We start from the raw sequence: 18,913 nt of genomic DNA, 5'->3' as shown, positions 1-18,913 counted from the left end.
TTTATAATGTTCCTCTTATGATTTCTTTTTTCAAGAAATAGACTGAAAATAGTTGTCGTTTTTTATTAAGCTTCTATATTTATATCATCTTTTTTGAGCTGGCTTATAAAATAGGAAGGAGTAACTCCGGTTTCTTTTTTAAATATAACAGCGAAGACTTCTCTTGAAGAAAATCCGCAGGCTTCTGCCAGATAACTTATCTTATATTCCCGGAAAACAGGAGTTTCATATAATTTGTTGGTGATATAGTGTATCCGGAGTCCGTTAATATAATTATTAAAACTTTTACCTCTGTGCTGCTTTATAATTTCTGATAGGTATCTGGGATTCGTATTTAATGAATTTGATAAAGAAGTGAGGTTCATGTCTTTTTTCAGAAACTTTTCAGATTTTTCAAATTTAGAAAGTTTATTTAATAGGGAAGTGGTAGTATCTTCAGAGATATTTATAACGTTTTCGGGGCTTTTATCATCAACTTCACTTAAAACAGGCTCAATTTCTTTTATTTTTGTTTCATTTTTGAGGGTTTCAATAACTGTTTTATATTTCTTGTGAATGTTATTTTGATTTTGTTTCCAGAAAAGCCAACCTCCTAATGATAGCATCATAATAATACATGAAGCTATTATTACTATTTTTTGAATATCACTGGTATATATTTTTTCTTTTTCATCAATAATATGTTTCACGGGGGTATTTATTGCTTTTTTTTCTATATTTATAATACTGTCATTCAGTTTAGTATAGAGGTTCATATATTTTTTAGAAATTTCTTTTTCCCCAAGTTCTACGCATGATTTAAAGTAGACTTCATAAATATCCCTTCGAATATAAGGAAGCCCAACCCCTTTTTCAAGGGCTTCTGCCTTTTCTGCAAGAGATTTCGCTTTATCATATTTTTTTTGATCAAAATATAACCATGCAAATTCATTAAGAACAGTTACTTCGAGATCTTTACCAACAACATATTTTTTATTCTGACAAATTTCCAGTGCTTTTTCAAAATAAATTTCTGCATCTTTTGTGCGGTGTAATGCGACACTTGTTTTTCCTAAATTAATGTAAGACAGAGTAATCGTAAAATATTTTTTATTAATAAAATCTTTATTTTCGTCTAAAAGAATGGCAGATTCCAAGCATTTTTTCTGATAGTACATTACAGAATCTATAGGTGCATTGATATGTGCATAATAACTCGCAAATACGTTGTAAACCATAGCCTTTTGGTAGTTTTTATCATTTTTAGATGTTATTTCTCCTGAAATTTCTAAGGCTTTTTTTAATTCTTTCAAACATTCGTCATTAAATCCTAATTCTGTATAAGAAGAACCTCGAAGTCTGTAAGTATTCGACAATATCACATTATCATTTATTTCTTTTGCTAATTTTTCTGCATCTTTACTTATCTCGATAACTTTTTTGAAATCTCCTGCATCATAAAATTTAGCCATCAGAATATTATTGCATTCCAGCATACCTTTTTTATATCCTTTTTCTTTAGCAATGCGATAAATATTTTTGCAAAGCTCAATACTTTTATTGGGATTATTTGCAGACAGTGATTTTGCTTTTTGAATATCAGCATCAATTTGTGATTCAGTATAAGACTGGGCATATATAAAACTGAAAATCACACATACCAAAAGTAGAATAATTTTTTTCGTCATCATCATTTCATAAAGTTTTTTAGGGTTGCAATTTTAATGCTATTTTAATGTTTACTTATGATTATCCTGTAATAGATTCCGAAATTATAACAGTATAAATTTAGATTAAAATATTAATAACCAATGGTTTGAGTCAGAAGTATTTTGATAATTCTTTGTTAAATTATTGGTAATATTACATATTCAAAATTTCACATTCTTTCTTGTACATACTTTCACATTTTCTTTATGTTAAAATACGACTTATTTTGAACACTAATGTTATTATTTAGTAATAATAAAGCAATTCTTAATCTATTTTTTAAGTTGAGATTTCCGAATTCACAACTCATATTACTTTGAAATGACCCTTAAAAAGCCCTAACATTGTACTGTAATTCTAAAGAATAATTGAATTTACCTTTGAATCTTCGTAATATACTGATTCTAAAAACACACACACGACAAATGATTAAAAATTTAATTGCTTTTGAAAAAAAAGAGTTTGATCCAATTTACAGTTAATAACACTTAAAAAATTGATGATGAAAAAACACTATTTTATTTCGCTAGTTATGTATGGGGCTCTGTGGCATGCTCAAATAGCTATTGCTCCCAATCCTTCCGACCACGACCCGCATCAGAATTCAATTCTGGACGTGAAATCTACAACACCTTCAAAAGCAGTGTTGTTGCCCGTAGTTTCACAGATTATTGATGCGGCAGATCCTGATAATGATAACAATTATAGAGGAGCAATAGCCTACAGTAAAAACAATGCTACCATTTATGAACATGACGGAACCAATTGGTCGAGCATCTACAATTATGTTGTAGAAGTCAGGCCGCAGTATTTTGCCCATTTTTCACGTTCCACTAATCTTAATCTTTCCTGCAATGGCGGTTTTCTTCCTCCTTATGGCTGTTCAGCTTCAGGGATTATATCACTTACAAATGCCGGAAGTTCTGATTTTCAGGGAAGTTCTATGAATCTTTCTTTGGCATCAAACGTTGTAACAGTAAACGAAACAGGTTTGTACAGAATTACCTACAGGTCTTATGCTACTTTCAACGGATTGAATACGAACGAGATACAGTTAAGACTCCAAAAAGCAGCAGTGGCAACGCCTACAGTATTCTCAACGATTGATTCTAAGTCTTTTACAAGTGCTAATGACAATCTGGGATATTCACCTGTTTTTAACGGATCAATCGTTATACAGGTTAACGCTGGAGAAAAATTCCGTTTGCAAGGTTTTATGCAATCCGGATTTTCACCTTTGGTTAACTCGTCAACCAGCTTTCAAAATAATAATACTTACGGAGCAGGTGAGTTGATTTTCGAAAAAATTGTTTTATAAATCATTAATTCTAAAATTATGTATCCTAAAATATATGCAACAGTTACAGCTTTACTGGCTGCAACATTTTTCAATGCACAGGTGATGATTTCCAAAACGGCTGGTTCTGCTCATCAAAATGCTTTACTAGACATAAAAGATGCCACCAGGGGCACGATTTTTACCCGTGCTGAAAATATTACCGCTTTCCCATTGTTTAATAATGCTGAAGAAGATTATTTTAATGACGAAGCCGCTCTCGAAGGTGCAATTTTGTACAATAAAGAAGACAAGCAGTATTATAAATACGATGGAACAACGTGGATTCCTGCGCTTCAGCTCGGAGGATGGTACAATCCTTATCTTACAAGAAGAAAAGCTGACAACTCAAAAACATGGAATTGTTTAGGAGTACAAATTTTCAATCCGTTCCCGCCATTTACTCCTATAACTGTAAGTACATGTAGTGTTTTAGCACTTTTTGGAAGTAATAGTAAGCAGACTATTTCGCTCTCTCCTGTTAATAACAGATCTCAATTATTAGTAAATAACCTGAATACAACAATGCCTACAAATGGTGCTGATAATGTAATCCAAATACCGCAAGCCGGGCTTTATCATATTTCCGGAGTTACGGGATTTGGTGGGTTTTCATTAGGATCCTTAGGAAAAGATGCTACATTTTGGGTAAGTATTGATGTTAGTTACGACGGAGGTACAACCTGGTCTACATTGGCATTTGAAGAAACCAAGCTGTATGGTGGAATTTTTATTGATTTGGGGCAGGGAGGAAATAAAAGTGCAAGTGTTTCTGCTTCTGTTACATTACCTGCAAATTCACGGATAAGGCTTCAGGCCGCTGTAAATACAGATTCTGTAATATCTACCTTTTCAAATTCCATGGATCATAGAGAAACCTTCGTTAATATTCAAAAATTAAGATAATCCCATAAAATTAAAGTAATGAAAAAATATTTAACATTGACAGGTATGTTGGGATTCATGTTGGTAAATTCCCAGGTTGTTATAGGAAGTGAAACCCTTTCCAGTACTCATACCCAGTTGGAACTTCAAAATTCGGGGCAAAAAGTACTGATTCTTCCTGTTGCGGAAAACGAAACCACATTACCAAAATATAACAGTTCTCAACCCGATAAGTATGACGACGATGCCACGATGGAAGCCATGCTGATGTACAATAAAGATGAAAGTCTTACAAAAGTTTATGATGGTACAAAATGGGAACAGGCCTTTAATCCTAAAAACAGATCAACTACCTGGACGCGTGCTAATATAAACAGTACTAATATGACCTGCATTTCTACTTCTGATCTTTTTGGGCAGCTATTACAGCTTTGCAGTTCTGATAATTTAAAATTTTCTGTTCCTGCAAATAGTCCGCAGTTTTCTGATTATCTGTCCGTTGTTAGAAATCCTGAAACTTTCAGGATAAGACAGAAAGGACTATACAGGATCAATTTTAATGTATTGTTCAGTGGTTTTACAGCCGGATTTGATTTTAACGGTGCCCGAATTACAATAGTTGCTGTGGTGAATGGAGTTGAGAAGGCTTATATGTCGGGTATAGCATCTCCTTTTATCAATGTGGGTAATTATCTGGTTTCTACAGACAGCGTTTTATTTTTAGATGTCAATAATGATGTTACGTTCCGTCTGGTTTTAGATGGATCTTCTTGGTCTATCAGTAGTTATAATTTTGGAGGTACATCAGAAAGTAGTGTAAGTATCGAAAGAATATTATAAATAGGGCAAGATTATTCTGAAAGCACAAATGAAAATTTTATTTATAAAAACATTACTTTGAAAAAATGCAACAAAATAACTATGAGGTACTTATAGGAAAAACAATTTTGGAAGCTCAGTTTTTGCTAAAAGATTATAAACTCGAGAAGATACAAGCCGTAGGGTATGAATGTATCCTTAAAAAATATTTCTTCGGGTTAGTAAAAAAAAGACTGTTTTTATATTGTACGGATAATACGGATAACAGAGTAAGAGATATTTATGTTACCACTTATTAAAAAACACAAATTTTAAATATAAAATATTTTTATTCATGATTCTCGATCTGAAAAATATCCATATTGGAAAGTTAATATGTGAGCGTGTGACAGAAAAGGGGTTTGATTCATTTCGAATATGTAAATTTTTAAAATGTACTGATCTGGAATGGAAATCAATACAATCCCAAAAGTCTTTGGATACTGACATTGTATTAAGGCTGAGCACTTTGCTTGAGTACGATTTTTTCAGGGTTTATTCCCAGCACCTGATCTTATATGCTCCTCAAGCCAATGCTCATTATAACAATATTGCAAACAAAAAATCCTCACTTCCATACTATAGAAAAAACATTTACACAAAAGAAATGGTAGATTTTGTTTTGGAGCAAGTAGAAAATGGTATTAAAACAAAATCACAGATTATAGAAGAGTACAGAATTCCGAAAACGACTTTATATAAATGGATAAGTAAATATAATCACTTAAAAAAAGAAGAATAAAGAAAGATATGGAAAACACACCTGATTATAAAAAAATATACAGTGATATGATTAATATAAAGTATCCTGAAAAAAAAGAAATATGTGATCAATTATTATCCAAAGCTAATTTATCAACACTAGACATTATAGAAATTAGCAGGATTCTTTTCAATAAAAGTTCTAAAGAAAGTTCTGGATTTAACCAAAGACACCGTTCTTATAATAAATCGACAATTTTTCAAATATTAGAATATCAGAAAAAAAATAAATTGAATAACTCCCAACTTGCGAAGCATTTTAAATTAAGCAGGAATACAGTGACAAAATGGAAAAATCAGTTTCCAATGTAAGGAATTTCAATTTTTGTTATTTTCTGTGTACATATGACTTTAGCACTTTCAACAGATTAATGATTATTAACTCAATATATTATCCTAAAACATATTTAAACATATATAAAAATGAAAAAAAGCTATCATTAGTAATTTTATCTTGTCATTAACTTCTGCTCAAATAGGAATTAATACAGGGAATTTGAAGCAATCTTCTATATAATGAAAACCGGTTCTTCTGTCACTGTGAAAAGACATAGCCGGAGTAAGAAGATCCTATCACAGAAAAATTCCAATTAAACATTACAAATTATAATTAAAAAAAAACATAAAATGAAAAAAAGTATCATTCTCTTAGCCACCTTAACTATTTCTACAGTAGTTTATTCTCAGGTGGGTATCAATAATGATAATCCCAAAGCCACACTGGATATTACAGCAAAAACAACAGATGCTACAAAAGCAGAAGGTATCATTGCTCCCAGACTTTTAGGTGACCAGATCAAAGGCAAAGACCTACAGTATGATGCCCCCCAAAAAGGAGCCATTGTATATGCTACCTCGGCTGTGAATGCTCCATCTGCAAAAACAATCAATATTACAGCAGAAGGGTATTACTATTTCGACGGGTCGATCTGGAAGAAATTCGGAAACGAAACTGAACCTTGGTATAACCAGGCAGACGGTACTCAGGCTACGTCCAATACCCAGAATATCTATCAAACAGGTAGAGTAGCTATTAATAAAGCCACCACTGACAAACAGTTGGAAGTAGCCGGAGATATAAAAGCTACTTATAATGGTTCCGGCGTTCATAGCTTTTTTGATACTAATTTCTCAGGTATTGGAGAAGGCTCTAACATGTTGGCGAGCGCAGATAGCGAAGATCTGAACACTGCATCAAAGGCAAATATGGTTTATACAAATAATATTGCAGGTATTACGGGATTTTCGAGTAAGAACGGAACTTATAAAGCCGAGGTCGCGGGAACTTCTCTCCCGGGGGTAAGTTCTGCTCAGCTGAGATCTGCTAATGATTCAAATCAATATCAGAGTGTGATAGGAGCAAATACAACCATAGGCGTTGAACTATATGATAATCTAACTTCGGGATTAGGGTTAGGATCCAGAGTTACGATCAACAGGGCAGAGGGTGTTAGATTTCGTTTCTTCAATTCAAGTGGTGCGAATGAGGGACAGTATATTTTCCCTAGAAATAACGGCTCTGTCAATCAGGTGCTTACCACAAATGGAAATGGTACTGCAGCAGCCTTATCTTGGAAAGATGTTTCGTCACTAGCACCGGAACCGTGGCAAGTACAGGGCGGAACTACTGCAGCCACTGCCAATACACAGAATATTTATCAGGCAGGAAGTGTTTCCATCGGATCATCAATGCCTATTGCACCGTTTACATCCAATGGATCTACCATTACTCCAAAATTATCTGTTAGCGGTGATGTAGCTGCTACAGGAGCTTTCTATACCACTACAGGTAAATATGCCGATTATGTTTTTGAAGATTACTTTGATGGTACATCTAAGATCAACAGTGATTACAATTTCAGATCATTAACAGAAGTTGCAGCATATGTTAAAGCTAATAAACATTTGCCGGGGGTTACCGCCATTAAAGATGTTTTAAAAACTAAAGACGGCTATACGGTTAACTTGTCAGAGTTATCTATACAGCAATTAGAAAAAATAGAAGAGTTATACTTATATACCATAGAACAAGAGGAAAAAATTGCCCATCAAAAATCAGAGATCAATCAGTTGAAGCTCCGTATGGAAAAATTAGAACAACTTCTTTTGAAACAAACCAATAATTAATAATCCAAATTTCTTAAAATGAAAAATAATTATAAAGGAATACATAAAATACAACTACTGTCAATATTCTATTGCTGTATGGGGTTAACCTATGCTCAAACAGGGATAGGAACGCAAAATCCGCAAGGAGCTTTACATGTAGATGGTGGTAAAGATAATGCAGCTACCGGAATACCAACAGCAACCCAAGTATCTAATGATGTTATTATTAACAAAACAACGGGCTTTATTGGTTTAGGGGTGCTTGCTCCAAAGGTAAAATTAGATATGAGGTCAGCAGCTAATGAAAATGCTTTAGGTTTAGGTACTACTAATATGTCTGCGGTCACAGCTGCTGCAGGTGCTGTCCGATATGATGTGAACAATGTACCCGTAGGAGCAAAAATTGAGGTATCAGATGGCTCTGTGTGGCATAAAGCTTATGTTGCTCCTCAAAAAGCGGTAGTGGTGGTACGTAAAGTTACAAGTCAATCAATAATACAGGGTTCGGCTACTACTATTGACAATTGGAATGTAGTACGTGATATGAGCAACAGTTTTGTTCCAAATACAGGTGAATTTACAGCTCCTCGTGATGGGACCTACACTTTTTTATTGACTTTTAATTTTAATAGTGCTGTTATTAATGACGGTTCCAGAGTTGAATCTCAGTTTTATAATCCTACAACAAATACAGTTTTGGCCAGTGTGTATAAAACATTTGGCCAATCGATGACGGGGACTTCCGACGATGCCAATTCTACCCGAACCACACAGGCCGGAGGATCAAGTACCGTTACACTTACCTTATCTGCCGGTACAAAAGTAGTGGCAAGACTGCTCCATACTCTTGTCACGAGCGGTTCCGTTTCACTTAGGGTTACTAGTGATTCTTCAAATCCTGCAAATCCAGATGATGGGTTTAATAATTTAACTATTATAGAACATTAAAAAATACATTATGAAAAAGAAAATTAATATCATATATAAATTATTGCCTTGTATTTTAATTTTTTCTGCGAGTCAAATAGCTGCACAAACAGGGTTTTTCACCCAAAATCCTGTACATCCTCTGCAAATAGATGCTGGAAAGGACAACGGCTCCACACCAGATGCTGGAAAACTGTCCAATGATGTGGTAGCAACATCTGACGGTAAATTGGGAGTAGGGCTGCTAAATCCCATAACGAAAGTAGATGTCCGTTCAGCAGATAATAAAGGTCTTATTGGTGTTGGTACCAATACACAAACCCCAGCCGAAGCCGGCGCTGGTGCAATACGCTATAATACGGGTGGTTTTTTAGACTACTCCGATGGTGAACAGTGGATTTCTTTACCACTTGCACCACCAACTAAGGCACTTGTAAATGCCAGCAAAAGCTCTGCCCAAAATATCCCTAATAATACTCTCACCTATATAGAGGGCTGGACTGAAACAGTTGATTTCGGCAATAACTTCAACAGTAATGGTACTTTTACGGCGCCACGTGATGGGTTCTATCTGGTATCCTTCAGTATTACTTTAGCTAATGGCAATATACCTAAAAATACTTTTATAGAAACAGCAATAGAGAGTAGTCGAACCAGTGATAATATTCCAATATTTAAAACGGTAAATTCTTATCCCGCATTTCAGGCTGGTGCGGTGAGTAACTATATAAGTGGTAATTGCAATGCTATTTTTAACCTTAAAAAGGATGATACTATAAAGTTTAGTGTTAAGCATAATATAGGTAGTGCAAGAAATACTTTAAATGATGGTAAATTAAATAATTTAAGCATTAGCGAATTGTAAAAAAGCATAACAATGATGATACAACAAAATAAAATAAAAAGTTTAGCAAGTACTTTTATACCTATGTTATTTCTAGCAACACAGGTCAATGCCCAAATAGGAGTGGGCGTACAAAGCCCTACAAATCCTGTCGAAATTAAAACTGATGCGGGAAATGTAATTGTAGATAATACAGGTAAAGTGGGTGTATTGGTTGCCAACCCAAAGGTAGCTGTAGATTTACGTAGTGGTACCAATGGTTCGGTAGCAATAGGAAATACTGATAAAACAGCTGCGCAGGCTGGAGCGGGTGCATTACGCTATGTTGCAAGTCCGGCAATTGGGGTAAAAGGTTACCTGGAATTTTCTGATGGTACCGATTGGATTAGTTTCTATCCTAAAGGTAAGCCACGTATTGTGGTAATGGCTAAGAAAACGACTCAAGATACGTATGTCTTTGAAAGTACAATACCTTCAGAGTTGGGTACTAAATCAGGTATTGTTCAACGCAGATCTTCTTATTTAACTAATTGGACAGAAGTATTAGATTCTGATTCGGGTGTTCCAACTACTAATTTTGATCCGGCTACGGGTGAGTTTATAGCACCGCGTGCTGGTGTATACTTTGCAACCTTTACTTTTGCATTGCAGCCAAGTCAGGTAAATACAGGAGGAAATAATCAGACAGAAGCTATTTGGGAAGTTAGAAATCCAGCCGGAACAATTACCCAAAGGGTAAAAACCAATAATGGCTACGCTTCGGATACTGGAGCTAATTCAGTGCCCGTAGGTTCGGCCTGTACAGTAAGTGTTTATTTGAATAAAGGAGATAAATTAAGACCTTTTACCTGGATTACAGTAGGGTTTGATGGGACAGTAAGCCAATTTGATACTTCCGGAGGCGGAATTTACAATGCCCTTACTATAGTAGAACAATAAGAATTTAAGCAAGGAAAACAAGTTTTTATCAGACTGACCTATAAGAGAGGAACTTCTAAGGTATAGCTCATTGTGAGCTCGAAGAGGCGTCTATGAAATTCGGAAAATCTAACAACTTCCGAAAAGTTCACCACGATTTGAAGTATGAAGATGATTAGATTTGTTCTACCTAACAATTAAAAAAACATTTCATGTCAAAAAATGATGTAAAAGGAAAAGTAGTATTAATTGCCGGAGGTGGTAAAAACCTTGGCGGATTACTAAGCAGAGATTTTGCTGCAAAAGGCGCAAAATTAGCAATTCATTACAATAGTGAAGGCTCTAAGGCAGAAAGTGAAAAAACTTTGGCTGAAGTTCAGGCTTTAGGAGCTGAAGCATTTTTATTCCAGGGAGATTTGACCAAGGTAGAAAATGTTACCAAACTCTTTGATGAAACAATTGCTAAATTCGGGGGTATTGATGTTGCCATCAATACGGTAGGTATGGTACTAAAAAAACCATTTACCGAAACTACAGAAGCAGAGTATGATACAATGTTTGGTGTTAACTCAAAATCTGCTTATTTTTTCCTGCAGGAAGCAGGTAAAAAACTAAATGATAATGGAAAAGTCTGTACAATTGTAACTTCGTTATTAGCTGCTTACACTGGTTTGTATTCTACATATGCAGGTGCAAAAGCTCCGGTAGAACATTTTACAAGAGCAGCTTCTAAAGAATTTGGTACAAGAGGGATCTCTGTAACAGCGGTTGCACCGGGCCCGATGGACACCCCTTTTTTCTATGGGCAGGAGAGTGATGATGCAGTAGCCTATCATAAATCTGCTGCAGCATTAGGAGGATTGACTGATATCAAAGACATTGCACCATTAGTGGAGTTTTTAGTAACTGACGGATGGTGGATCACTGGCCAGACTATTTTTGCTAACGGAGGTTATACAACAAGATAGATCTAGAATACATAATTGACTAAATAATGGATAATTAGGGTTTTATATAAAATTCGATTATCCATTGTTTGTTTAAAGTTAAAAAATGATGGCGTTAAAAATAATCAATTCACTATTAATCCTAATAGCTGTATTTATGGGGCTGAAGCAAGGCTATGCTATGTTTTCGGGTAAACCTGAAATGATAGAAATGTTTGGTAAATGGGGATTTAACAAAACAGGGTTGGTTATAAATGGATTAATTACAATAATAGCTGCTTTACTGATTCTTTTTCCCAAGACTTTTGTTTGGGGAAATTTTATGATGGCTGCGGGGATATTGCTCATTATTTGTTTTCATCTTTTAGATAAGGATGTGAAAGGTGTTTACGTTGAATTACCTTTTTTATTGATAAATCTGGTAATCATTTATTTGCAGCATCCTTTCAAAAGCGGGTTCCTTTTATGAAAAATTTATTCATAATTCTGGCGGCTTGTTTTGCAGTATCTTCCTATGCACAAAAAACTGAAAAAATCAACAATAATTATAAAAACCAACAAATTATGGATTTAAATAAAATAAAGAACGAAAACGTAAAAAATGCGCTCGAGGCATTGGAAAGCGGAGATGAAATTTGGTATTCTTACTTTACAGAGAATCCTGAGATGACTGATGATGGTAACAAGGTAGATTTTAAATCTTTCTTTGCAAAGGCATTGGGAAATGAAAAATTCCTTAGCATTGACAGAGTGGAAAATGAGGGGAAAGATATCTATGGAAATTTTAAGGCAGGGAATTGGGGAACGTTCATGGTTTTCTTTAAATTCCATCAAAGTGTCGGCGGAAAATTTGACAGACTGGATATAGGGCAAGCAAATTAATTTAAAAAAATAGATCATGAATAACTATCAAGCTCTTTTTGATATACAAAAAGAGTTTTTCTATACAGATACCACCAAAACTTATGATTGGAGGATGGATCAGCTCAACAGACTGGAAAAATTGCTTACTGAAAATCAGGAAGTATTTTGTCAGGCTTTAAAAACAGATTTTAATAAACCTCCTTTCGAACAGCTTTTTGAGATTACTGTACCACTAGGGAATATAAAATATTATAAGGAAAATCTGCGGAAATTAATGGCTCCGGAGCAGGTAGCAATACCTAAAGGATTAGAAGAGACAGGAAATAAAGGAATTATTTACAAAGAGCCTTTTGGGGTTACGTTGGTTATTGGTCCCTTCAATGCACCTGTTTTATTACTGCTTGATCCTGCAATTGCAGCATTGGCAGCAGGAAATCCTGTGGTTTTAAAACCGGCTAATACAACGCCAACTGTTGCTGCGCTTTTTAAAGAACTTATTCCAAAATACTTTGAACCGGAAGCCGTAAGTGTAGTTACCGGAGGAAGAGAAGAAATTACAGAATTACTGAAATTACCATTTGATTTTATCTTTTTTACAGGAAGTTCTGCCGTTGGAAAAGTAATAATGCGTGCTGCTGCCGAAAACCTTACTCCTGTTATTCTGGAATTGGGAGGGCAAAATCCGACCGTGGTAGACGAAACCGCTAATCTTGATATTGCGGCTGACCGCATTATCTGGGGGCATATGGCAATATCCGGCCAATGGTGTATCGCTCCGGGTTATATATATGTACACGAAAGTATTGCCGATGAGTTTATAGATAAATTGAAAAAGGCAACCATAAAAATGTATGGCGAAGACCCTAGTGAAAGTCCCGATTTTGCAAGAATGATTAGTGAACACGATGCTGAAAGGGTAGCTTCCTACATCATTCCGGAAAAAGTAGTTCTGGGAGGACGTTTTAACATCAAAGACAGATATGTAGAGCCTACAATCCTATATCCAAGTACATGGGAAGATGCAGCCATGCAACAGGAAATTTTCGGTCCCGTATTTCCGGTATTGGTGTACAATGACCTAAAAGAAATTGTTGAAATCATTAAACGTAAACCTAAATCACTGGCCGCTTATTTTTTTAGTAAAAATCAAACGAATATTGATTATTTTCTGAATGCTGTATCCTTTGGAGGCGGCTGTATCAACCAAACTAATCTGCATTGCTGGATAGACAGCCTTCCGTTTGGCGGAGTGGGCTATGCCGGGATGGGAAAATACTACGGAAAAGCTGGCTTTGATGCACTGAGCAATACCAAAGCGATGCTGATCGGAAATCCAGATTTGGAATTAGACGTTTTTCCTCCTTATGCAGGTAAAGATATTGCTAAAAACCTGAGCGTATTTGGGTAGGAATTGGAATTATGAGTGAATTAATACTTGAAAAGCTGGGTAAAAGAAAATACGAGTTATTATTTTTTGCATTAATTCAGCATTTATTTATAGGAGTTTTCTTAACAGACCTTACTTTTTATACAAGAGTAATCTGGCCTGTCAATATGCTGTTATTAGGGTTGGGAAGTATTTTTATATTTACAGGAAAACACAGTTGGAAGCATTGGTTCCGCAATATTCATTTTATTATTGTGCTGTTGCTTCCTATTGGTATTCCGTTTTTTAAAGATATTTCGTGGTATTTTGCCTTTCTTAATATTAACTATGTGATATTTTTTGCTTTCCTGTTTTTAGAGCTACTGCGTTTTCTATTAAAGCCGGGATATATCAACAGTGATATTATTTCAGCTTCGGTATGCGGTTATTTTTTACTTATTGAAATTTCAACATTTTTACTGCAGATTTTTGAGTACCATGATTTTAATTCTTTTAAAGGAATTGATATTTCTTCACCGGCAAGTATTTTTACAGACTTAGTATATTTTTGTTCTATAACCTTTACAAGTATCGGTTTTGGAGATATTACACCCAATACGCACATAACTAAATTAATTACTGCCTTTATCGGTATAGGAGGTCAGTTTTATACAGTAGTATTGGTAGGAATTTTAATCAGCAAATTTTCATCAAAAAATTAATTTAATATGAATATAAGTTCTCATTATAAACTCTATCATTTCCTTCCCTGGACAAGAGCAAAGATTTATAAAATGCTTCTTTTAAGTATCATTCCTACATCTTTATTTTATTTTCTTGATTGGAAATGGCTTGCCATTCCTTGGGTTCCTGTGGCTCTGCTTGGCACGGCAACAGCTTTTATTTCGGGGTTTAAAAATACCCAAACTTACAACAGAATGTGGGAAGCACGCCAGATTTATGGTGCTATTATTAACAGTAGCCGGAGTTTTGGGATTTTAGTAAAAGATTTTATACGTTCCGAAGACAAGGCGATTGAAAAGGAGATGCATCAGCAAATTATTTACCGCCATTTTGCTTGGCTTACCGCTTTACGTTTTCAGTTGCGAGAAACAAAAAGCTGGGAAAATATAAAAACAAAAAGCTACAACCGTGAATATCTTAAGTATTATAAAGTCCCGGAATGGGAGAGCAGCTTAGATGAAGAATTGGAACCATTTTTATCGCAAGAAGAATACCTCTATATTTTATCTACCAAAAACAGAGCTACACAAATGATAGCTTTGCAATCATCACAATTAAAAAATCTCAATAAAGAGGGTAAAGTTTCTGATTATAATTATGTTGCGTTAGAAAACCAATTAAAAGAATTATATGATCAGCAGGGAAAATGTGAACGGATTAAAAATTTCCCTTATCCCAGACAATTTTCGAGTATTAATTTATATTTTACCAATGCTTTGTGTTTTTTACTGCCTCTTGGATTTATAGGTGAGTTTTCTAAAATGACAGAAAAATTTGGAGAAAATATCATCTGGCTTGCCATACCTTTCAGTGTATTGCTAGGGTGGGTATTTTTAGTTTTGGAACAGATAGGCGAAAGTACAGAAAACCCATTTGAAGGGAATGCTAACGATATTCCGATTACACAGATAAGCAGGAATATAGAAATCGACCTGCGCGAAATGCTGGGAGAAAAAGACCTGCCTCCGGTAATTGCAGCACAGAATAATATTGTTTTGTAAAGTATTAGCCATACATAAGTAAATCAATACGGTTCGTTTTAATCAGATATCTGTTATTGATAAAATAAAATTATATAAATTATGAGTATAGAATCCGTTAGAAAATGGTATCCAAAAGCTTTAACATCTATTGATACTGTTAATCGTTTATTAGACACCATTGAAAAATATTTAGATTTAAAACCTGATCAGTTAATGCATGCAGACAGTATGTGTTGTGATGATGTGAATGCTATACAATATCCACCAAGAGCTTATGAAATGCTTGGTCCTTTTCATTTGGGAGGTTTGGATGGTTTTCCTTTCGCGGGTATTACAGGAATGAATGCTTTTGCCCATCACGTTCCGGAAGATGGTGCTGTAATTATATTTTATGCCCCGCATATAGGAATTACCAAAAATGGAAACATAGGTGAGATTAGTAGAATAGGGCAGAATGGCAGTTCTGCATGTTGCGGTGCTGCTAAAGGTGCCCTGGGAAAGCTTTCAGCGGGGCAGATTGTTGAAGGAAATATAACTTCATTAGATTTTCAGATGAATACCATCGAGCAGATCTTTCATCATCATAAGAACAGAATTCTGAATGCTGAAAATCAAATATTTGAAGCTACCGAAGTGATGTATGAAGCTATTGATGAAAGGATAGAAGTTTTAGTGAAAGAAACTAATTATCCGTGTAAATATGTAATTTTGGTTGGGGGTATTTTTATCAATGGAGATAAGGATATGGGATCTTTCTGTCAGTATAAAAAGTTCGAATATATTGATCTGGAATCCGGTGAAAGAAAAAGTCTGATAAGAGAATACTATGAATAATTTAAATATAAAAAAAGGAAAAAGGAGCTATTTATTAATGGCTCCTTTCTTTTTAATAAGTTTTATGGTTTTTCAATTAGAATATACCTTAATTACGTAAAAACTGACCAATATCCGCAGAATCAAAAGTAAAAGCAGTTTGATTTTCAGATTTATCTAATTTTTTACTGATAGTTAATGCCCATAAAACCAATTCTTTACAAAAATTTTGATCTTCCATACTCAATTCTGAAGCATTTTCCTCAACTACTGCTACTAAAGGAGCTACGCTGTTGAGCTTGTTGTAGAACGTTTCATCCGTGTCAGTGTAATTGAGTTCAAGATGATTCTTGTTAAACCATTTGATTAAGTCGGTGTACGGAGTTTTTATGCTTTCTTTTTCCAGTTTGGATATTCGGGGGAAAATATGTTCAAATTGTACCATAACGGCTTTATCAATTAATATTTTCGCCACGTAATCCGCACCTTCCTGTTCACCTTCATAGACAAGCTCAATTTTTCCTGTTATCGACGGAATGATTGACATAAAATCAAGCAGACGAACGGAAGTCTTTTCAGCATTTGTTTCTATTAAGCGCAATTTTGCTGCTGCTACTAGATTTTCCATAGCACTGATGGTGAGTCTTGCACTTACGCCACTTTTTGCATCTACATATTCGCTGTTACGTGCAGCAAAAGCAACCTCTTCCAAAAGATCTTTTGCCAGATTGGGAATTTGTATCTGTGACTTATCTCCACTCGAAATCATCGCTTCCTGCTCCGTAATCTGCCTTGCGAGAGCAATCGTTTTTGGATAATGTGTGAAAATCTGTGATCCAATTCTATCTTTCAAAGGAGTTACAATACTTCCCCGGTTGGTATAATCTTCAGGGTTTGCAGTAAAAACAAATTGGATATCAAGAGGCATTCTCAATTGAAATCCACGAATCTGAATATCTCCTTCCTGCAAAATATTAAATAAGGAAACCTGGATCCTTGCCTGTAAATCCGGCAGTTCGTTTAGTACAAATATGGAACGGTTCGCACGCGGAATCATCCCGTAATGTAAAACACGCTCGTCTGAATAAGGAAGCTTTAAGGTCGCTGCTTTTATGGGATCGATATCACCAATCAGATCAGCAACATTCACATCGGGTGTTGCCAGTTTTTCAAAGAAACGATCGGAACGGTGTACCCATGAAATCGGAGTTTCGTCACCAAGTTCTGCAATAAGATCTCTTGCGTATTTTGAAATGGGCTGAAATGGACTGTCATTAATCTCAGAACCTTTTACAACCGGAATATATTCATCAAGAAGATTCACCATACTTCTCGCTATCCTCGTTTTTGCCTGCCCTCGCAACCCTAAAAGATTAATATGGTGACCGGCAAGAATAGCTTTTTTTAATTGCGGAATTACAGAATCTTCATATCCCCAGAGACCTTCAAATACAGGTTTTTTAGCTTTAATTTTTGTAATTAAATTTGCCTGGATTTCCTGATTAATTGTTTTATCAGTATAGCCGGAATCTTTTAATTCCTTGAATGTAATATCGTTTTTCATTTTCTTTTATATTCTCTTAATTCTATTTTTTTCGTAATCTTCAAAAATCATTTGTCCTAAACCTGAAAGACCTGTTAAGAAAGCCTTTCCTTTATTTTGAGCCGTAAATGCTTCCACAAATTGTCGCAGATAAGGATCTTGTGCAATCATAAAGGTAGTGATGGGAATTTTCAATTTTCTTGCTTGTGCCGCTTTATTCAGACATTGGGTAATAATCATTTCATCCAGGCCATAGCTATTCATATAAAATTCTCCGGTAGGCAATTTAATACAACTTGGCTTTCCGTCAGTAATCATAAAAATCTGCTTGTTGGTATTTCTTTTTCGGCGAAGAATATCCATTGCCAGTTCTAAACCGGCAACAGTATTGGTATGATAAGGCCCAACCTTCAGGTAGGGAAGGTCTTTGATTTTAATAGGCCAGGCTTCATTTCCGAAAACAATAATGTCAATGGAATCTTTGGGATATTTTCGTTTAATTAATTCTACCAATGCCATTGCCACTTTTTTGGCAGGGGTGATGCGGTCTTCACCATACAAAATCATAGAATGGCTGATGTCGATCATCAAAACAGTGCTCATTTGCGCTTTATGCTTGGTTTCTTCTACGATAAGATCATCTTCTGTCAGGCGCAAATCCGAAATCCCGTTATTGATCTGAGCATTTTTTAAGCTTTCCGTCATATTTACCAGGGACAAATCATCTCCATATTGATAGGAACGATTTTCACCATCCCGCTCGTCACCGATTCCTGCTTTTGGGGTACGATGATTTCCTATCCCGCTTTTTTTCAGTTTCCCAAATATCTGATCTAATGCGTACTCACGTAAAGCAGCCTCTAATTTTGCGGTCAATATATTTTTGCCTTTTCCGGATCCTGAATTGCCATCTTTAGGATCATTATCTTCCTTGATATATCCGCGTTTTTTTAAATCTTCCTCAAAATCTTCGAGGGAATATTCATCATTAAAAATGTTATATTCTTTATCAAGCATATCGAGCCATTCAAAAGCTTCCTCGATATCACCTGAAGTATGGGTAAGCAAATCTTTGAAAACATCAAAAACCCGGTCAAAATGTGATATTTCTTCAGGAATATGTTTACTGAATGTAAAGCCTTTTTGAAAATTAAAATCTTTATTTGTCATAAGATGCTGCTTTTTCTGTTACCTGCCTTTACTATAATTGTCATAAAGTTAGTAAGTTAAGCGGATTGTTTGTTAGTTTAATGTAAGGAACCTGCCAGAAAATTTTCTCTATTTCTTCCCTTTATTTTAAACATACAAGTTATGAAAATATCATA

20 protein-coding genes are annotated in these 18,913 nt (G+C 35.0%); 17 read left to right on the top strand and 3 right to left on the bottom strand.

Annotated features, from left to right (window positions below; genetic code table 11):
- Positions 1 to 65: 65 nt before the first annotated feature.
- Positions 66 to 1,673, bottom strand: a complete 1,608-nt coding sequence (locus ACM39_RS18715; RefSeq protein WP_082140552.1) for a tetratricopeptide repeat protein — start codon at positions 1,671 to 1,673, stop codon at positions 66 to 68.
- A gap of 518 nt (positions 1,674 to 2,191) precedes the next feature.
- On the opposite strand from ACM39_RS18715, the gene ACM39_RS08700 reads away from it, so the two are divergent.
- From ACM39_RS08700 to ACM39_RS08620, 17 genes are all read left to right on the top strand, one after another.
- Positions 2,192 to 3,007 carry a hypothetical protein gene (locus tag ACM39_RS08700; protein ID WP_131701433.1) on the top strand — a complete coding sequence of 272 codons (816 nt, stop codon included), beginning with the start codon at positions 2,192 to 2,194 and terminating at the stop codon, positions 3,005 to 3,007.
- Positions 3,008 to 3,025: 18 nt separating this feature from the next.
- Positions 3,026 to 3,931, top strand: coding sequence for a hypothetical protein (locus tag ACM39_RS08695; protein WP_048510637.1), 906 nt, complete (start codon positions 3,026 to 3,028; stop codon positions 3,929 to 3,931).
- An 18-nt stretch (positions 3,932 to 3,949) separates the two neighbouring features.
- Positions 3,950 to 4,750, top strand: a complete 801-nt coding sequence (locus ACM39_RS08690) for a hypothetical protein (protein WP_048510636.1) — start codon at positions 3,950 to 3,952, stop codon at positions 4,748 to 4,750.
- A gap of 65 nt (positions 4,751 to 4,815) precedes the next feature.
- A complete protein-coding gene (locus ACM39_RS08685) occupies positions 4,816 to 5,028 on the top strand; it encodes a hypothetical protein (RefSeq protein ID WP_048510635.1) in 213 nt (70 codons plus the stop codon).
- A gap of 176 nt (positions 5,029 to 5,204) precedes the next feature.
- Positions 5,205 to 5,510: a hypothetical protein gene (locus ACM39_RS08680; RefSeq protein WP_316932888.1), complete on the top strand. Its 306-nt coding sequence runs from the start codon at positions 5,205 to 5,207 to the stop codon at positions 5,508 to 5,510.
- An 8-nt stretch (positions 5,511 to 5,518) separates the two neighbouring features.
- Entirely contained in the window at positions 5,519 to 5,842 is a 324-nt protein-coding gene (locus ACM39_RS08675; protein ID WP_048510633.1) for a transposase, read from the top strand.
- Positions 5,843 to 6,157: 315 nt separating this feature from the next.
- Complete coding sequence (locus tag ACM39_RS18710; RefSeq protein ID WP_053073310.1) at positions 6,158 to 7,657, top strand: hypothetical protein; 1,500 nt, start codon at positions 6,158 to 6,160, stop codon at positions 7,655 to 7,657.
- Positions 7,658 to 7,735: 78 nt separating this feature from the next.
- A complete protein-coding gene (locus tag ACM39_RS08665; protein ID WP_117590732.1) occupies positions 7,736 to 8,587 on the top strand; it encodes a hypothetical protein in 852 nt (283 codons plus the stop codon).
- Positions 8,588 to 8,597: 10 nt separating this feature from the next.
- The gene (locus tag ACM39_RS08660; RefSeq protein ID WP_048510631.1) at positions 8,598 to 9,431 is read left to right on the top strand and encodes a hypothetical protein; all 834 of its coding nucleotides are present in this window, start codon (positions 8,598 to 8,600) and stop codon (positions 9,429 to 9,431) included.
- 12 nt (positions 9,432 to 9,443) lie between these two features.
- Positions 9,444 to 10,349: a hypothetical protein gene (locus ACM39_RS08655; protein ID WP_048510630.1), complete on the top strand. Its 906-nt coding sequence runs from the start codon at positions 9,444 to 9,446 to the stop codon at positions 10,347 to 10,349.
- A 191-nt stretch (positions 10,350 to 10,540) separates the two neighbouring features.
- The gene (locus ACM39_RS08650) at positions 10,541 to 11,296 is read left to right on the top strand and encodes an SDR family oxidoreductase (protein WP_048510629.1); all 756 of its coding nucleotides are present in this window, start codon (positions 10,541 to 10,543) and stop codon (positions 11,294 to 11,296) included.
- Positions 11,297 to 11,381: 85 nt separating this feature from the next.
- Positions 11,382 to 11,744: a DoxX family protein gene (locus tag ACM39_RS08645; RefSeq protein WP_228377083.1), complete on the top strand. Its 363-nt coding sequence runs from the start codon at positions 11,382 to 11,384 to the stop codon at positions 11,742 to 11,744.
- On the top strand, positions 11,741 to 12,157 hold the full coding sequence (locus tag ACM39_RS08640; RefSeq protein ID WP_048510628.1) for a hypothetical protein: 417 nt from the start codon (positions 11,741 to 11,743) through the stop codon (positions 12,155 to 12,157). The genes ACM39_RS08645 and ACM39_RS08640 overlap by 4 nt, the downstream gene beginning before the upstream one ends.
- A gap of 16 nt (positions 12,158 to 12,173) precedes the next feature.
- Positions 12,174 to 13,547 carry an aldehyde dehydrogenase family protein gene (locus tag ACM39_RS08635; protein WP_048510627.1) on the top strand — a complete coding sequence of 458 codons (1,374 nt, stop codon included), beginning with the start codon at positions 12,174 to 12,176 and terminating at the stop codon, positions 13,545 to 13,547.
- 11 nt (positions 13,548 to 13,558) lie between these two features.
- Positions 13,559 to 14,227 (top strand): potassium channel family protein, encoded by a 669-nt coding sequence (locus ACM39_RS08630; protein WP_048510626.1) that lies wholly within the window; start codon positions 13,559 to 13,561, stop codon positions 14,225 to 14,227.
- Positions 14,228 to 14,233: 6 nt separating this feature from the next.
- Entirely contained in the window at positions 14,234 to 15,250 is a 1,017-nt protein-coding gene (locus ACM39_RS08625; RefSeq protein ID WP_048510625.1) for a bestrophin family protein, read from the top strand.
- Positions 15,251 to 15,331: 81 nt separating this feature from the next.
- Positions 15,332 to 16,066, top strand: a complete 735-nt coding sequence (locus ACM39_RS08620; RefSeq protein WP_048510624.1) for a hypothetical protein — start codon at positions 15,332 to 15,334, stop codon at positions 16,064 to 16,066.
- Positions 16,067 to 16,154: 88 nt separating this feature from the next.
- On the opposite strand, the gene ACM39_RS08615 is transcribed toward ACM39_RS08620, so the two are convergent.
- Both ACM39_RS08615 and ACM39_RS08610 read right to left on the bottom strand, forming a co-directional pair.
- Positions 16,155 to 17,609, bottom strand: coding sequence for a sigma 54-interacting transcriptional regulator (locus ACM39_RS08615; RefSeq protein WP_048510623.1), 1,455 nt, complete (start codon positions 17,607 to 17,609; stop codon positions 16,155 to 16,157).
- 6 nt (positions 17,610 to 17,615) lie between these two features.
- On the bottom strand, positions 17,616 to 18,758 hold the full coding sequence (locus ACM39_RS08610; protein ID WP_048510622.1) for a vWA domain-containing protein: 1,143 nt from the start codon (positions 18,756 to 18,758) through the stop codon (positions 17,616 to 17,618).
- Between the last annotated feature and the right edge of the window lie 155 nt (positions 18,759 to 18,913).

Source organism: Chryseobacterium sp. FH2 (assembly GCF_001045455.1).
Taxonomy (GTDB): domain Bacteria; phylum Bacteroidota; class Bacteroidia; order Flavobacteriales; family Weeksellaceae; genus Chryseobacterium.
This window is presented reverse-complemented; position numbering and strand designations above follow the sequence as displayed.

Bases quoted from the DNA above. Each gene is read 5' to 3' on its own strand.
- ACM39_RS08615 (WP_048510623.1), bottom strand. From the start codon at position 17,609: ATGAAAAACGATATTACATTCAAGGAATTAAAAGATTCCGGCTATACT.
- ACM39_RS08700 (WP_131701433.1), top strand. From the start codon at position 2,192: ATGAAAAAACACTATTTTATTTCGCTAGTTATGTATGGGGCTCTGTGG.
- ACM39_RS08635 (WP_048510627.1), top strand. From the start codon at position 12,174: ATGAATAACTATCAAGCTCTTTTTGATATACAAAAAGAGTTTTTCTAT.
- ACM39_RS08645 (WP_228377083.1), top strand. From the start codon at position 11,382: ATGATGGCGTTAAAAATAATCAATTCACTATTAATCCTAATAGCTGTA.
- ACM39_RS08625 (WP_048510625.1), top strand. From the start codon at position 14,234: ATGAATATAAGTTCTCATTATAAACTCTATCATTTCCTTCCCTGGACA.
- ACM39_RS08665 (WP_117590732.1), top strand. From the start codon at position 7,736: ATGGGGTTAACCTATGCTCAAACAGGGATAGGAACGCAAAATCCGCAA.
- ACM39_RS18710 (WP_053073310.1), top strand. From the start codon at position 6,158: ATGAAAAAAAGTATCATTCTCTTAGCCACCTTAACTATTTCTACAGTA.
- ACM39_RS08650 (WP_048510629.1), top strand. From the start codon at position 10,541: ATGTCAAAAAATGATGTAAAAGGAAAAGTAGTATTAATTGCCGGAGGT.
- ACM39_RS08610 (WP_048510622.1), bottom strand. From the start codon at position 18,758: ATGACAAATAAAGATTTTAATTTTCAAAAAGGCTTTACATTCAGTAAA.
- ACM39_RS08690 (WP_048510636.1), top strand. From the start codon at position 3,950: ATGAAAAAATATTTAACATTGACAGGTATGTTGGGATTCATGTTGGTA.
- ACM39_RS08620 (WP_048510624.1), top strand. From the start codon at position 15,332: ATGAGTATAGAATCCGTTAGAAAATGGTATCCAAAAGCTTTAACATCT.
- ACM39_RS08685 (WP_048510635.1), top strand. From the start codon at position 4,816: ATGCAACAAAATAACTATGAGGTACTTATAGGAAAAACAATTTTGGAA.
- ACM39_RS08630 (WP_048510626.1), top strand. From the start codon at position 13,559: ATGAGTGAATTAATACTTGAAAAGCTGGGTAAAAGAAAATACGAGTTA.
- ACM39_RS08695 (WP_048510637.1), top strand. From the start codon at position 3,026: ATGTATCCTAAAATATATGCAACAGTTACAGCTTTACTGGCTGCAACA.
- ACM39_RS18715 (WP_082140552.1), bottom strand. From the start codon at position 1,673: ATGATGATGACGAAAAAAATTATTCTACTTTTGGTATGTGTGATTTTC.
- ACM39_RS08640 (WP_048510628.1), top strand. From the start codon at position 11,741: ATGAAAAATTTATTCATAATTCTGGCGGCTTGTTTTGCAGTATCTTCC.
- ACM39_RS08675 (WP_048510633.1), top strand. From the start codon at position 5,519: ATGGAAAACACACCTGATTATAAAAAAATATACAGTGATATGATTAAT.
- ACM39_RS08660 (WP_048510631.1), top strand. From the start codon at position 8,598: ATGAAAAAGAAAATTAATATCATATATAAATTATTGCCTTGTATTTTA.
- ACM39_RS08655 (WP_048510630.1), top strand. From the start codon at position 9,444: ATGATGATACAACAAAATAAAATAAAAAGTTTAGCAAGTACTTTTATA.